Source organism: Caldimonas hydrothermalis (assembly GCF_056746695.1).
In genome coordinates, this window is the sequence record NZ_JBWQXA010000006.1 from 1 (window position 1) to 13,940 (window position 13,940).

The following is a 13,940-nucleotide window of genomic DNA, read 5'->3' on the forward strand; positions in this document are numbered from 1 at the left end:
CGCTGGCCTCCATGCCGCCGAACTTCGCCCGCCACTTGTAGAACGTGGCCGTACTGAAGCCTTCCTTGCGGCACAGGTCCGCCACGTTCACGCCGGCGTCAGCCTGCTTGATGAACCCAATGATCTGCTCTTCCGTGTACCTGCTCTTGCGCATCGCGCTTCCTTTGCGTTGCGCGGATTTTGTTCCTTTGCCGTGGTACGGATTTCGGGGAGCAGGTCAGCTTCAATCGCTGGATGCGGGCAGCCACTTGATGCCTGCCACCCCCAGATTTTTCTGGCTGATGTGGTCACTGAGGATGGGCACGAGGGTCAGCACATTGATCTCAAAGCTGTGCCGCCACATGGCCTGCAGCTTTTTCAACGCGTTTTCATTCCGGTAAATGCTGCCATCCCATTCGATGACCATCATCGCCACGTCACCGTCGTCCGCCAGCACGCACAGCAGGGCGTCATCGGCGTCCTTGTCGAGCGAGGCCTTGAGCTCGTCCTCGTAATCGGCCAGCACTTCCACGTACAGATCGGTGCTCAGTGGGCTTTGCCCAAACAGCGCAGACTGCAGATCGGCGGCGATTTTCTTCTTGTTGGTCATCGTCAATATTTTCGCTGCAAGGGTCCTGCTCGCCCGTAGCCGACCGAATGGGCCACCCAGTGGGAGGTCGTGACGGGGTTTGATGCTTGACCGGCGGCTTTGGTTGACAGCGAACCGGTACGCGTAAGTTGTTGATTTTGCTTGACCTGCATCTGCGCCTACCCGCAGGCCAAACAGAGAAAAGAGACGGTTCTGGCAGAGAAAGCGGCCGATTTCGGGCGTTTCGGCAGATCGCCACCCGCAGCACAGGTAGCCGGAACCCCGCGCCACGCAGGGATTTCAGGCAAGAAAACGAAGTTTCGCCGAAGGCAAAAAGGGCCCGGAGATCATCCGAGCCCTTGTAGATGGTGGAGCCGGCGGGAATCGAACCCGCGTCCGCAAGCCATCAACGGACAGTTCTACATGCTTAGCTGGCTGGTTTGGGTCTCGCGGGGCGGTCGCGCAGCAGCACGCTACCAACCCCACCAGTCACGTGATCTCGTCCGCCACCGTGTGACCCGGCGGCGGACCAGCCGATATGAATGACCTCTCAGCCCTTGCGGGCCCGGCCTATCGGCCAACCGTTGAGAGGCTCGCCGGGATTAAGCGGCGAGGGCGAAACGTTCGTCGTTCGCAGTTACTTTGTTCCAGTGGATTAACGAGCGAACTGGTGCTCGGCATGCCCTGTTCCGAATCCGCACCCACGTCGAAACCAGGTCGGCCCCGGAAAACGGGATAGGCATTGTATGTCGGATTGACAAGCCGGTTTTCAAGATCGGCCGGCCGCTCACAGTCCCAGCAGCTCCAGCATTCGCAGCGGATGAGGCACGACGTGATCGGCCGACCAGGTGGACACGTCGCCGTGCTCCCCGAGATACCCGTAGGCTGCCGCCACGCTAGGCATGCAGGCAGCTCGTGCCGCTTGGATGTCGCGCAGATCATCGCCCACATACACCGCGCCTTTCGGCTCAATCGCCAAACGGCGGCAGGCTTCCAGCAGCGGCTGCGGATGGGGCTTGGCGTAAGGCGTCGTGTCGCCCGCGATGACCACCGCCGCCCGCTCGGCCAGACCCAGGGCTTCGAGCACAGGGCCGGTGAACCGCATCGCCTTGTTCGTCACCACCCCCCAGGGCAGTCCGGCCCCGTCCAGGCGGTCGAGCAGCTCGGGCACGCCATCGAACAGACGGGACTCGACATCGAGCGCGGCCGCGTACTCGGCCAGAAACTCCTCGCGCAGGGCCTCAAAGGCGGAGTCTGCGGGGCGCACGCCCAGCGCCACGCCGATCATGCCTCGTGCGCCGGCCGAAGCCACCGGCCGCAGGCGCTCCACCGGCAAGGGCGGCAGGCCCCGCCGCTGCCGCATGCGGTTGGCGGCGCCCGCCAGATCGGGAGCGGTGTCGGCCAGGGTGCCGTCCAGGTCGAACAGCACCGCCCGGATGCCCGGCAGGACCGCGCTCACGGCTTGCGGCATCCGAACAGGTAGTTCACGCTGGTGTCGTCCGACAGCCAGTAGCGTCCCGTCAACGGGTTGTATTCCAGGCCCCGGCTGGAGACGACATCGAGCCCCGCATCACGACACCACTGCGCCAGCTCGCGCGGACGGATGAAGCGGGCATATTCGTGGGTGCCGCGCGGCAGCAGTTTGAGCACGTATTCCGCCCCCACGATGGCGAAGAGGAAGGACTTGGGGTTGCGGTTGATCGTCGAGAAGAACACCCAGCCGCCCGGCTTGGCCAAGGTGGCGGCCGCACGGATGACGGAGGACGGATCGGGCACATGCTCGAGCATCTCCATGCAGGTAACGACACCGAACTGCCCGGGCTGCTCAGCCGCCAGGGCCTCGGCGGAGACCTCGCGATACTCGATGTCGGGCGTGCCAGCTTCCAGGGCATGCAGTTGAGCCACCCGCAGCGGCTTGGTGGCCAGGTCGATACCCAGCACACGTGCGCCCCGACGGGCCATCGCATCGCTGAGGATGCCCCCACCGCAGCCGATGTCCACGACACGCTGCCCCTTCAGGCCGGCCTGCGCGTCGATCCAGTCCAGTCGCAACGGATTGATCTGGTGCAGCGGCTTGAACTCGCTTTCTGGATCCCACCAGCGATGCGCCAGCTCGCTGAATTTGGCCAGTTCCTGAGGGTCGGCATTGAAGGGGGTGTCGCTCATGGCGCGCATTGTGCCCCAGTGCGCGGCATCAAGAAAAAACCCCGCCGAAGCGGGGTTTGCGTTCGAAGCGCGGTGGCTCAGCGCTTGATGGCGCGGGTGCCGACCACTTCGATCTCCACGCGACGGTTCTTGGCGCGGCCTTCGCGGGTGCTGTTGTCGGCCACGGGCTGCTTCTCGCCCTTGCCTTCGGTGTAGACGCGGTTTTGCTCGACACCCTTGGAAACCAGGTAGGCCTTCACAGCTTCGGCACGGCGCACCGACAGGCGCTGGTTGTAGGCGTCATTGCCGACGGAGTCGGTGTGCCCCACGGCGATGATGACCTCCAGGTTGATGCCCTTGATCTTGTCGACCAGGTCGTCCAAGCGGGCGCGGCCCTCGGGCTTCAGCACGGCCTTGTCGAAGTCGAAGAAGGCATCGGCTGCGAAGGTCACCTTCTCGCTGGTCGGCGCCGGGGCCGGAGCGGGCGCCGGGGCCGGGGCCGGGGCCGGAGCGGGTGCCGGAGCGGGCGCGGGCGCCGGGGCCGGAGCGGGCGCCGGAGCCTGGGCGGGCTTCAGCGCGCCATCGCACACCTGGGCCGCCGTGGCGGGAGTCCAGGTGGCATCACGCCAGCACAGTTCGTTCGTGCCGTTCTTCCACACGGTGCCATCGGTTGCACGCCAGTTGTCGACCGTCTGGGCCAGCGCACCGGAGGCCAGTGCGGCCGAAGCAAACAGCGCCGCCACTTTGTTCAGTTTGTTCATGTTTCTCCTCGCAAGAAAAGCCGCAGACAGGCTGCGAAAAGTCCACCAAAAGCGGGACGGATCCAGGAAACCCGCCGTTACCGCGAGTTTTTACTATCGACAATTCATTGTGCCATAGCGTGTCACTTGGACAAGTTTTTGTCCCCCACCCCCTGGGCCCCACCCTCACTTGTTGCGCATGCACGACAACCAGGCCCCATTAGAATGACCGTTTGTCAGACGTTGTCTGACACCTTCCCGCACAACCGCTCGGTTGTCCCGCCGCTTCAGGGATCGCATGACTCAGTTCGCCAAAGAAACCCTCCCCGTCAGCCTCGAAGAGGAAATGCGGCGGTCCTATCTCGATTACGCCATGAGCGTGATCGTGGGCCGCGCCCTGCCCGATGCCCGCGATGGCCTCAAGCCGGTGCACCGGCGTGTGCTGTACGCGATGCACGAACTCAACAACGACTGGAACCGGCCTTACAAGAAGTCGGCCCGTATCGTGGGCGACGTGATCGGTAAGTACCACCCGCACGGTGACTCCGCGGTGTACGACACCATCGTGCGCATGGCGCAGGACTTCTCGCTGCGCCACATGCTGGTCGATGGCCAGGGCAACTTCGGCTCGGTGGACGGCGACAACGCCGCGGCGATGCGCTACACCGAGATCCGCCTGGCCAAGATCGCCCACGAGATGCTGGCCGACATCGACAAGGAAACCGTCGACTACGGCCCCAACTACGATGGCTCGGAGAAGGAGCCGCTGGTGCTGCCCACGCGGCTGCCCAACCTGCTGGTCAACGGCTCGGCCGGCATTGCGGTGGGCATGGCCACCAACATCCCGCCGCACAACCTCAACGAAGTGGTCGACGCCTGCCTGCACCTGCTGAAAAACCCGCAGGCCACGGTTGACGAGCTGATGGAGATCATCCCGGCGCCCGATTTCCCCACCGCCGGCATCATCTACGGCCTGTCGGGCGTGCGCGACGGCTACCGCACCGGCCGCGGCAAGGTGGTGATGCGCGCGCGCTGCCACTTCGAGGACATCGACAAAGGCACGTGCCAAGCCATCATCGTCGACGAGATCCCCTACCAGGTGAACAAGAAGAATCTGCTCGAGCGTATCGCCGAGCTGGTTCACGAGAAGAAGATCGAGGGCATCAGCCACATCCAGGACGAGTCCGACAAGTCGGGCATGCGGGTGGTGATCGAGCTCAAGCGCGGCGAAGTGCCCGAGGTCGTGCTCAACAACCTGTACAAGCAGACGCAACTGCAGGACACCTTCGGGATGAACATGGTCGCCCTCGTGGACGGCCAGCCCAAGCTGTGCAACCTGAAGGACCTGCTGGAGATCTTCCTCGAACACCGCCGCGAGGTAGTCACCCGCCGCACGGTGTTCGAGCTGCGCAAGGCGCGCGAACGCGGCCACATCCTCGAGGGCCTGGCCGTGGCCCTGGCCAACATCGATGAGTTCATCACCATCATCAAGAACTCGCCGACCCCTCCGATCGCCAAGCAGGAGCTGATGTCACGCTCCTGGGACTCCTCGCTCGTGCGCGAGATGCTGGCCCGCGCCGAAGGCGAGACGGTCGGCGGCCGCGCGGCCTACCGCCCAGAGGGCCTGCCCCTGCACTACGGCCTGCAGACCGACGGCCTGTACCGCCTGTCCGACGACCAGGCCGGCGAGATCCTGCAAATGCGCCTGCAGCGCCTGACGGGCCTGGAGCAGGACAAGATCATCGGCGAATACAAGGACGTGATGGCCCAGATCGCCGACCTGCTCGACATCCTGGCCAAGCCCGAGCGCGTCACGTTCATCATCGGCGAGGAGCTTACCGCACTGAAACAGGAGTTCGGCCAGACCAAGGTGGGCGCACGTCGCAGCCAAATCGAGCACAACGCCCAGGAACTCGACACCGAGGACCTGATCACCCCACAGGACATGGTGGTCACGCTCAGCCATGCCGGCTACATCAAGAGCCAGCCGCTGGCAGAGTACCGCGCCCAGCGCCGCGGCGGCCGCGGCAAGCAGGCGGCGGCCACCAAGGAAGACGACTGGATCGACCAGCTCTTCATCGCCAACACGCACGACTACATCTTGTGCTTCTCCAACCGCGGCCGGGTCTACTGGCTCAAGGTGTGGGAGGTGCCCCAGGGCGGCCGGGCCTCGCGTGGCAAGCCCATCGTCAACATGTTCCCGCTGCAGCCCGGCGAGAAGATCAATGTCGTGTTGCCGCTCACGGGTGAGTTCCGCAGCTTCCCGGCCGACCACTACGTCTTTATGGCCACGGCCCAGGGCACCGTCAAGAAGACCGCGCTGGACGAATTCAGCAACCCGCGCAAGGCCGGCATCATCGCGGTGGACCTGGATGAGGGCGACTACCTCGTGGGTGCCGCCCTGACCGACGGGCATCACGACGTGATGCTCTTTTCCGATGGCGGCAAGGCCGTACGCTTCGACGAGAACGATGTGCGCGCGATGGGCCGCCAGGCCCGCGGTGTGCGCGGCATGATGCTGGAAGACGGCCAGAGCGTGATCGCGATGCTCGTGGCCGAGGATGAGACCCAGAGCGTGCTCACCGCTACCGAAAACGGCTATGGCAAGCGCACGCCGATCACCGAGTACACGCGCCACGGTCGCGGCACCAAGGGCATGATCGCCATCCAGCAAAGCGAGCGCAACGGCAAGGTCGTGGCTGCCACGCTGGTACGCCCTGAGGACGAGATCATGCTGATCACCGACCGCGGCGTGCTGGTGCGCACCCGCGTGGCCGAGATCCGCGAGCTGGGCCGCGCCACCCAGGGGGTGACCCTGATCGCACTCGACGACGGTGCCAAGCTCTCGGGTCTGCAGCGCATCGTCGAGAACGACGCCGCCGAGCGCGACGGCGAAGGCGATGGAGGCTCAGGCAACGCCTCCGACTGAGCCCGCCCCCGGCCCGCAGGCGCCCTGCAGCGCGCCTGCCCTTGCGACCCTTGCAGCCCATGCCGACATGAAACGCCCCTACAACTTCTCCGCCGGCCCCGCGGCCTTGCCGCAGCCGGTGCTCGAACAGGCCGCCGCCGAGATGCTGGACTGGCACGGCAGCGGCATGAGCGTGATGGAGATGAGCCACCGTGGCCGCGAGTTCGGCGAGATCATCGACCGGGCCGAAGCCGACCTGCGCGAACTGCTGGGCGTGCCCGCGCATTTCAAGGTGCTCTTCATGCAAGGCGGCGGCCTGGGCGAGAACGCCATCGTGCCGCTCAACCTTTCGCGTGGCGGCGCAGTGGACTTCGTCGTCACCGGCTCATGGTCGGCCAAGTCCTTCAAGGAAGCCGCACGCTACTGCGACCCCGCCGTGGCCGCCAGCAACGAAACCGGCGGCCACATCACACTGCCGGCGCCAGCCTCATGGCGGCTGCGCAGCGGCGCGGCCTACGTGCACATCTGCACCAACGAGACGATCCACGGTGTGGAGTACCACGAGCTGCCCGACCTGAAGGCGCTGGGCTGCGACGCCCCGCTGGTGATCGATTGTTCCTCGCACATTGCCTCGCGGCCCGTGGACTGGTCGCGCGTGGGCCTGGCCTTCGCCGGTGCGCAAAAGAACATCGGCCCGGCCGGGCTAACGCTGGTCATCGTGCGCGAGGACCTGCTCGGCCGTGCCCTGCCGGTGTGCCCCAGCGCCTTCGACTACCGGGTGGTGGCCGAGCATCGCTCGATGTACAACACGCCGCCCACCTATGCGATCTACATCGCCGGCCTGGTCTTCCAGTGGCTCAAGCGCGAGGGGGGCGTGGCCGAGATGGAGCGCCGCGCGATCGAGCGCTCGCGGCTCGTCTACGACTACATCGACGCCTCGGGCTGGTACGTCAACAAGGTCGACCCCGCTTGCCGCTCGCGCATGAACCTGCCCTTCTTCCTGCCCGACGATCGCCTGAACGAAGCTTTCCTGGCCGGCGCCCGCGAGCGGGGCCTGCTGCAACTCAAGGGTCACAAGAGCGTGGGAGGCATGCGCGCGAGCCTGTACAACGCCATGCCGGTAGACGGCGCGCGTGCGCTGGTGGACTACATGCGAGAATTCGCGGCGAGCCATGGCTGAGACCCCGACCCCCGACGAGCTGCTGGCGCTGCGCAACCAGATCGACGCCGTCGATCGCGAGCTGCTGGCCCTGCTCAACCGCCGTGCTGGCCTGGCCCAGGCGGTGGGCGAGCTCAAGAAGAAGGAAGGCTCGGTGGTCTTCCGCCCCGAGCGCGAGGCCCAGGTCATCGACGGCCTGAAGGCCGTCAACCCCGGTCCGTTGAAGTCCGAATCGGTGGCGCCGATCTGGCGCGAGATCATGTCGGCCTGCCGTGCGCTGGAAACGCCCACCCGTGTGGCCTACCTGGGCCCGGCGGGCACCTTCAGCGAACTGGCCGCCCTGGGCTTCTTCGGCTCGTCGATTCAGCGAGTGCCCTGCGCCAGCATTGACGAGGTTTTCCGCACCACCACCGCCGGTGCCGCCGATTTCGGCGTGGTGCCGGTCGAGAACTCCACCGAAGGCGTGGTGGCCCGCTCACTCGACCTCTTCCTCACCACCCCGCTGTTCATCATCGGCGAGACCAGCCTCTTCGTGCGCCACAACCTGTTGCGCAAGGAAAACTCGCTGGAGGGGATCGAGGCGGTGTGCGCCCATCCGCAGGCCCTGGCGCAGTGCCACCTGTGGCTGAGCAACCACCTGCCCAACGTCGAACGCCGCCCGGTGGCCAGCAACGCCGAAGGCGCCCGCCTGGCCAGCGAGGACCCGCGCCTGGCCGGCATCGCCAGCGAGCGCGCAGCCAGCGAGTACGGCCTGCATGTGGTGGCTCCGGCCATCCAGGACGACCCGCACAACCGCACGCGCTTTGCCATCGTCACCCACCCCGACCGCCATCCCCAGCCCAAGGCTTCGGGTCACGACTGCACGAGCCTGGTGGTATCGGTGCTCAACCGCCCCGGCGCCGTGCACGACATGCTGGTGCCGCTGAAGCAGTACGGCGTGTCGATGACCCGCTTCGAATCGCGACCGGCCCGCTCGGGCCAGTGGGAGTACTACTTCTACATCGACGTCCAGGGCCACCCCGACCAGCCGCATGTGGCCCAGGCGCTGAAGGAGCTGCGCGATGTGTGCGCCTTCTTCAAGCTGCTGGGGACCTACCCGATCGACGTGCACTGAGCCCTCCGGGAGCGTATCGCGCAATGTTCAACCAACTCGGTGTGATCGGCTGCGGCCTCATGGGCGGTTCGTTTGCCCTCGCGCTCAAGCGCGCAGGCCTGGTCAAGCGGGTCATCGGCTACAGCAAGTCCCCCTCCACCACGGAGAAGGCCCGGCGGCTGGGCGTGATCGATATCGCGGCCGAATCGGCCCTGCTGGCCGTCTCGGGTTCGGACATCGTGCTGATGGCCGTGCCGGTGGCCGCCTCGGAAGCCACCTTCAAGGCCATTCGCCACCTGGTCGAGCCGGGCGTGCTGTTCATGGACGTGGGCTCGACCAAGCGTGACGTGGTCGATGCCGCACGCCGCGTGCTCAAGGACCGCGTCACCTCCTTCGTGCCGGCCCACCCGATCGCCGGCAAGGAAGTGTCGGGCGTGGAGCATGCCGACGCCCAGCTCTACAGTGGCCGTCAGGTCATCCTCACGCCGCTGAAGCAGACCGACGCGGCACTCGTCCAGAAGGCCACGGACGTGTGGTCGGCCGTCGGCGCGCAGGTGCTGCGCATGACACCGGAGAACCACGATGCGGCTTTTGCCGCCGTGAGCCACCTGCCCCACCTGCTGGCCTTCGCCTACTTCAACGCGGTGCACAAGCAGCCGGCCGGCGCCGACTTCCTCTCGCTGGCCGGCCCGGGCTTTCGCGACTTCACCCGCATCGCAGCCAGCGACCCGGCCGTGTGGCGCGACATCCTGCTGGCCAACCGCGAAGAGGTGATCAAGCAGTCGCTGCGCTTCCGGCACACCCTCGACGCGCTGGAGCACGTGATGAAGACCGGCAATGCGCAGGCCCTGGAAGACCTGATCCGCAGCGCCTCCGAAGCCCGCGCGAGCTGGCAGATGTCCACCCCCAAGCCCCCGGGCGGGCGCTGACGCCGCCCGCCCCCTCCGGCGCATGTACACCACCGCCTTCCTCGACCTGCCCCCCCTGCGTTCGGCCGCCGGTACAGTGCGGCTGCCCGGCTCCAAGAGCATCTCCAACCGCGTGTTGCTGCTGGCCGGCCTGAGCGAAGGCCGCACGCGCGTGCACGACCTGCTCGACTCGGACGACACGCGGGTGATGATCGAGGCGCTGCGCCAGCTCGGCTGCGGCATCGAGCACGAAGGGGGCGCGCTGGTGGTGACCGGCCTGGGCGGCCGCCTGGCCGCCCGCGAGGCCAGGCTTTTCCTGGGCAATGCCGGCACGGCCATGCGCCCGCTGGTGGCGGCCCTGGCGGTGTTGAGCGGCCAGCACGGAGGCTGCTTCGAACTCAGCGGCGTGCCGCGCATGCACGAGCGGCCCATCGGCGATCTGGTCGACGCACTGCGCAGCCTGGGCTGCCGGATCGACTACCTCGGCCAAGCGGGCTATCCCCCGCTGCGGCTGGCGGGCGGCAGCCCGCGCGTGGATGCCCCGATCCGCGTGCGCGGCGACGTCTCCAGCCAGTTCCTGACCGCCTTGCTGATGGCTGCGCCGCTGCTGTCGGCAAATGCGCCCGTGCACATCGAGGTCGTGGGTGAGCTGATCTCCAAGCCTTACATCGAGATCACCCTGCAACTGCTGCAACGCTTCGGCATCCATGTGCAGCGCGACGGTTGGCGGGCCTTCACGGTGCCCGCGGCGTCGGCCTACCGCTCGCCGGGGGATCTCCACGTCGAGGCCGATGCCTCCTCGGCCTCGTACTTTATCGCGCTTGGCGCCCTGGCCGCATCCGCGCAGGCCCCCGTGCGCATCGAGGGCGTGGGCGCCCACTCCATCCAGGGCGACATCCGCTTCGTCGAAGCCGCGCAGGCGATGGGAGCCGTCGTGCGCCAGGGGCCGAACTGGCTCGAGGTGCACCGCGGCACCTGGCCGCTGCGCGCCCTGGACCTGGACTGCAACCACATTCCCGACGCCGCGATGACGCTGGCCATCATGGCCTTGTACGCCGACGGGCCCACCACCTTACGCAACATCGCGAGCTGGCGCGTGAAGGAAACCGACCGGATCGCCGCGATGGCCACCGAGCTGCGCAAGCTCGGTGCCGAGGTGGTCGAGGGCGCCGACAGCCTCACCGTCCACCCGCTGCGCCAGGTGCGCGCCGCCGCGATCCACACCTACGACGACCACCGGGTGGCCATGTGCTTCTCGCTGGCAGCTTTCCACGGCCTGATCGAGGGCCTGCCCGCGCGGCAGCCGCTGCGCATCCTCGATCCGCGCTGCGTGGCCAAGACCTTCCCGGACTACTTCGAGACCCTGTTCACCGTGGCCCGCGCCGAGGTCGCCGACATCCCCGTGCTGACGATCGACGGCCCCACAGCCTCGGGCAAGGGCACCTTGGCCGCTGAGGTGGCCCAGGCCCTGGGGTACCACCTGCTCGACTCGGGCGCGCTGTACCGGGCGACCGCCCTGGCGGCCCTGGAGGCCGGCGTGGACGCGCAGGACGAGGCCGCCCTGGCCGCCCTGGCGGCGGGCCTGCCACTGCGCTTCGAACCCGGCCGCATCTGGCTGGGCGAGCGTGACGTGAGCGAGGATCTGCGCCGCGAGGACGTCGGGGCGCTGGCGTCGCGGATCTCCGCCCACCCGGCCGTGCGCGAGGCCCTGCGCCAGCGCCAGCTCGATTTCCGCCGCCTGCCCGGCCTGGTGGCCGATGGCCGCGACATGGGCACCGTGATCTTTCCGGATGCCGCCTTGAAGGTCTTCCTCACCGCCAGCGCCGAAACCCGCGCGAAGCGGCGGCATAAGCAATTGATTTCCAAGGGAATTTCTGCTAACCTTGCGACCCTTTTGCAGGACTTGCAGGCGCGCGATGCGCGGGACCAGACCCGCAGCGCGGCTCCTTTGAGACCTGCGGAAGACGCGCAGTTGCTCGACAACTCGGCACTTTCCATCGAAGCTTCGGTGCAGCAGGTGCTGGCGTGGTGGGCGCAGCGCCGGCCGTTTTGATGAACGGCCAAAGACCCTGACCGGGCCTGCGAGCCGGCCAGGGTGGTGGGCCCGGTTTTCTCCCCCCTGTGCCGTGCAGGCACGCTGGAAGGCCGGATTCGTCAACCCAACCCGCGGTCGTCCCGACCGCGCTTTGCCGGTCGCAGGCTGGCACCAGGAACCTTCTTCATGTCTCAAACCGCTGCCGCTGCCTCCCAAGGCCAGGAATCCTTCGCCGCCCTGTTCGAAGAATCGCTCAAGCGCTCCGAAATGCGCGCCGGCGAGGTGATCACCGCCGAAGTCGTTCGCGTGGACTACAACTTCGTCGTCGTGAATGCCGGGCTCAAGTCCGAGGCCTACGTGCCCATCGACGAGTTCAAGAACGACCAGGGTGAACTCGAGGTTCAGGTCGGCGACTTCGTCTCGGTGGCCATCGACGCCATCGAGAACGGCTACGGCGACACCATCCTGTCGCGCGACAAGGCCAAGCGCCTGGCCTCATGGCTGCAGCTCGAGCGCGCCCTCGAGTCCGGCGACTTCGTCACCGGCACCGTCTCCGGCAAGGTCAAGGGCGGCCTGACCGTGCTGGTCAACGGCATCCGCGCCTTCCTGCCCGGCTCCCTGATCGACACCCGCCCGGTCAAGGACATGAGCCCGTACGAGGGCAAGACCATGGAGTTCAAGGTCATCAAGCTCGACCGCAAGCGCAACAACGTCGTGCTCAGCCGCCGTGCCGTGATCGAGGCGTCGATGGGCGAAGAGCGCGCCAAGCTGCTGGAAACCCTGCACGAAGGCGCCATCGTCGACGGCGTGGTCAAGAACATCACCGAATACGGGGCCTTCGTGGACCTGGGCGGCATCGATGGCCTGCTGCACATCACCGACATGGCTTGGCGCCGTGTGCGCCACCCCTCCGAGGTGGTCACCGTCGGCCAAGAGCTGCGCGCCAAGGTGCTGAAGTTCGACGCCGAGAAGAACCGTGTCTCGCTGGGCCTGAAGCAGCTGGGCGACGACCCCTGGGTGGGCGTGTCGCGCCGCTACCCCAACGGCACCCGCCTGTTCGGCAAGATCACCAACATCGCCGACTACGGGGCCTTCGTCGAGATCGAGCCTGGCATCGAAGGCCTGGTGCACGTCTCCGAGATGGACTGGACCAACAAGAACGTCGCCCCCAGCAAGATCGTCTCGCTGGGCGACGAGGTCGAGGTCATGGTCCTGGAGATCGACGAGGACAAGCGTCGCATCTCCCTGGGCATGAAGCAGTGCAAGCCCAATCCCTGGGAGGAATTCGCCCAGAACTTCAAGCGCGGCGACAAGGTCAAGGGCCCCGTCAAGTCGATCACCGACTTCGGCGTGTTCGTCGGCCTGGCTGCCGGCATCGACGGTCTGGTGCACCTGTCCGACCTGTCCTGGAACGAGCCGGGCGAAGCGGCCGTGCGCAACTACAAGAAGGGCCAGGAAGTCGAGGCCGTCGTGCTGGCCATCGACGTGGAACGCGAGCGCATCTCGCTGGGCATCAAGCAGCTCGACGCCGATCCGTTCAGCAACTACACCGCCGTGCATGACCGCGGCGCCACCGTCACCGGCACGGTCAAGAGCGTGGATGCCCGCGGCGCCGAGATCCAGCTCGCCGACGACGTCACCGGCTACCTGCGTGCCTCGGAGATCTCCCGCGACCGTGTGGAGGACGCCCGCAACGTGCTGAAGGAAGGCGACGAGGTCACCGCGCTGATCATCAACGTGGACCGCAAGACCCGCAGCATCCAGCTGTCGATCAAGGCCAAGGACAGCGCCGAGCAGCAAGAAGCACTGCAGCGCCTGTCGGCCGAGAGCGTCGGCAATGCCGGCACGACCAGCCTGGGCGCCCTGCTCAAGGCCAAGCTGGACAACCAGAACAGCAACAACGGCTGATGCCGCCCGCGGCGCCCTGGCCTGCCGGCCCGGGCGCCTCGCGCAACCCCGCGGGGTTGCGATGAGCAGCCGCCAACGAAGCGGCTCCTCATCCCAGCCTCGTGCCATCTGCACCGACGACGAGCGCACCATGACCCGATCCGACCTCGTGAACCAGCTTGCCGAGCGCTTCGGCCAGCTCACCCATCGCGACACCGAGTTTGCGGTCAAGACCATGCTCGACGCCATGGCCGAGGCCCTGGCGCGCGGCCACCGCATCGAGATCCGCGGCTTCGGCAGCTTCTCGATCAACCGCCGCCCGCCGCGCATGGGCCGCAACCCGCGCTCGGGCGAGCAGGTGCTGATTCCCGAGAAGCTCGTGCCCCACTTCAAACCCGGCAAAGCCCTGCGCGAGGCCGTCGACCGCCAGCCCGTCGACGCAGCAACCGATGCGGCGGGCGTGCAGGACCCTGGCGCCGACTGAGCCAGCCGCCACG

At 66.9% G+C, this 13,940-nt stretch carries 12 protein-coding genes and 1 other RNA gene; 7 read left to right on the top strand and 6 right to left on the bottom strand.

What is annotated here, in order from left to right; all coding sequences use genetic code 11:
• The 6 genes from AC1ECW_RS09080 to ompA all read right to left on the bottom strand — a co-directional run.
• A partial coding sequence (locus tag AC1ECW_RS09080) for a transposase (protein WP_481201746.1) occupies window positions 1–154 on the bottom strand: 154 nt, incomplete at its 3' end.
• A 69-nt stretch (window positions 155–223) separates the two neighbouring features.
• Window positions 224–589, bottom strand: a complete 366-nt coding sequence (locus AC1ECW_RS09085; protein ID WP_481201684.1) for a hypothetical protein — start codon at window positions 587–589, stop codon at window positions 224–226.
• Between the two features lie 345 nt (window positions 590–934).
• Window positions 935–1,293: a transfer-messenger RNA gene (gene ssrA / locus AC1ECW_RS09090) on the bottom strand.
• Window positions 1,294–1,355: 62 nt separating this feature from the next.
• Window positions 1,356–2,027, bottom strand: a complete 672-nt coding sequence (gene gph, locus AC1ECW_RS09095; protein ID WP_481201685.1) for a phosphoglycolate phosphatase — start codon at window positions 2,025–2,027, stop codon at window positions 1,356–1,358.
• Complete coding sequence (gene ubiG, locus AC1ECW_RS09100; RefSeq protein ID WP_409707442.1) at window positions 2,024–2,734, bottom strand: bifunctional 2-polyprenyl-6-hydroxyphenol methylase/3-demethylubiquinol 3-O-methyltransferase UbiG; 711 nt, start codon at window positions 2,732–2,734, stop codon at window positions 2,024–2,026. The genes gph and ubiG overlap by 4 nt, the downstream gene beginning before the upstream one ends.
• 77 nt (window positions 2,735–2,811) lie before the next feature.
• Window positions 2,812–3,474, bottom strand: coding sequence for an outer membrane protein OmpA (gene ompA / locus AC1ECW_RS09105; RefSeq protein WP_481201686.1), 663 nt, complete (start codon window positions 3,472–3,474; stop codon window positions 2,812–2,814).
• A 277-nt stretch (window positions 3,475–3,751) separates the two neighbouring features.
• On the opposite strand from ompA, the gene gyrA reads away from it, so the two are divergent.
• From gyrA to AC1ECW_RS09140, 7 genes are all read left to right on the top strand, one after another.
• Window positions 3,752–6,382 carry a DNA gyrase subunit A gene (gene gyrA, locus AC1ECW_RS09110; RefSeq protein WP_481201687.1) on the top strand — a complete coding sequence of 877 codons (2,631 nt, stop codon included), beginning with the start codon at window positions 3,752–3,754 and terminating at the stop codon, window positions 6,380–6,382.
• Window positions 6,383–6,449: 67 nt separating this feature from the next.
• The gene (gene serC, locus AC1ECW_RS09115) at window positions 6,450–7,541 is read left to right on the top strand and encodes a 3-phosphoserine/phosphohydroxythreonine transaminase (RefSeq protein ID WP_481201688.1); all 1,092 of its coding nucleotides are present in this window, start codon (window positions 6,450–6,452) and stop codon (window positions 7,539–7,541) included.
• A complete protein-coding gene (pheA, locus tag AC1ECW_RS09120) occupies window positions 7,534–8,634 on the top strand; it encodes a prephenate dehydratase (RefSeq protein ID WP_409710436.1) in 1,101 nt (366 codons plus the stop codon). The genes serC and pheA overlap by 8 nt, the downstream gene beginning before the upstream one ends.
• 23 nt (window positions 8,635–8,657) lie before the next feature.
• Window positions 8,658–9,542, top strand: coding sequence for a prephenate dehydrogenase (locus tag AC1ECW_RS09125; RefSeq protein WP_481201689.1), 885 nt, complete (start codon window positions 8,658–8,660; stop codon window positions 9,540–9,542).
• Window positions 9,543–9,564: 22 nt separating this feature from the next.
• Complete coding sequence (locus AC1ECW_RS09130) at window positions 9,565–11,574, top strand: bifunctional 3-phosphoshikimate 1-carboxyvinyltransferase/cytidylate kinase (protein WP_409704794.1); 2,010 nt, start codon at window positions 9,565–9,567, stop codon at window positions 11,572–11,574.
• A gap of 168 nt (window positions 11,575–11,742) precedes the next feature.
• Window positions 11,743–13,464, top strand: a complete 1,722-nt coding sequence (rpsA, locus tag AC1ECW_RS09135) for a 30S ribosomal protein S1 (protein WP_409704796.1) — start codon at window positions 11,743–11,745, stop codon at window positions 13,462–13,464.
• 61 nt (window positions 13,465–13,525) lie between these two features.
• Complete coding sequence (locus AC1ECW_RS09140; RefSeq protein ID WP_409704798.1) at window positions 13,526–13,927, top strand: integration host factor subunit beta; 402 nt, start codon at window positions 13,526–13,528, stop codon at window positions 13,925–13,927.
• Window positions 13,928–13,940: the final 13 nt, after the last annotated feature.

What these genes read in the sequence shown, in the direction of transcription:
- AC1ECW_RS09085 (WP_481201684.1), bottom strand. Translation starts at nt 589, where the DNA reads ATGACCAACAAGAAGAAAATCGCCGCCGATCTGCAGTCTGCGCTGTTT.
- serC (WP_481201688.1), top strand. Translation starts at nt 6,450, where the DNA reads ATGAAACGCCCCTACAACTTCTCCGCCGGCCCCGCGGCCTTGCCGCAG.
- rpsA (WP_409704796.1), top strand. Translation starts at nt 11,743, where the DNA reads ATGTCTCAAACCGCTGCCGCTGCCTCCCAAGGCCAGGAATCCTTCGCC.
- gyrA (WP_481201687.1), top strand. Translation starts at nt 3,752, where the DNA reads ATGACTCAGTTCGCCAAAGAAACCCTCCCCGTCAGCCTCGAAGAGGAA.
- ompA (WP_481201686.1), bottom strand. Translation starts at nt 3,474, where the DNA reads ATGAACAAACTGAACAAAGTGGCGGCGCTGTTTGCTTCGGCCGCACTG.
- AC1ECW_RS09140 (WP_409704798.1), top strand. Translation starts at nt 13,526, where the DNA reads ATGAGCAGCCGCCAACGAAGCGGCTCCTCATCCCAGCCTCGTGCCATC.
- AC1ECW_RS09125 (WP_481201689.1), top strand. Translation starts at nt 8,658, where the DNA reads ATGTTCAACCAACTCGGTGTGATCGGCTGCGGCCTCATGGGCGGTTCG.
- pheA (WP_409710436.1), top strand. Translation starts at nt 7,534, where the DNA reads ATGGCTGAGACCCCGACCCCCGACGAGCTGCTGGCGCTGCGCAACCAG.
- ubiG (WP_409707442.1), bottom strand. Translation starts at nt 2,734, where the DNA reads ATGAGCGACACCCCCTTCAATGCCGACCCTCAGGAACTGGCCAAATTC.
- AC1ECW_RS09130 (WP_409704794.1), top strand. Translation starts at nt 9,565, where the DNA reads ATGTACACCACCGCCTTCCTCGACCTGCCCCCCCTGCGTTCGGCCGCC.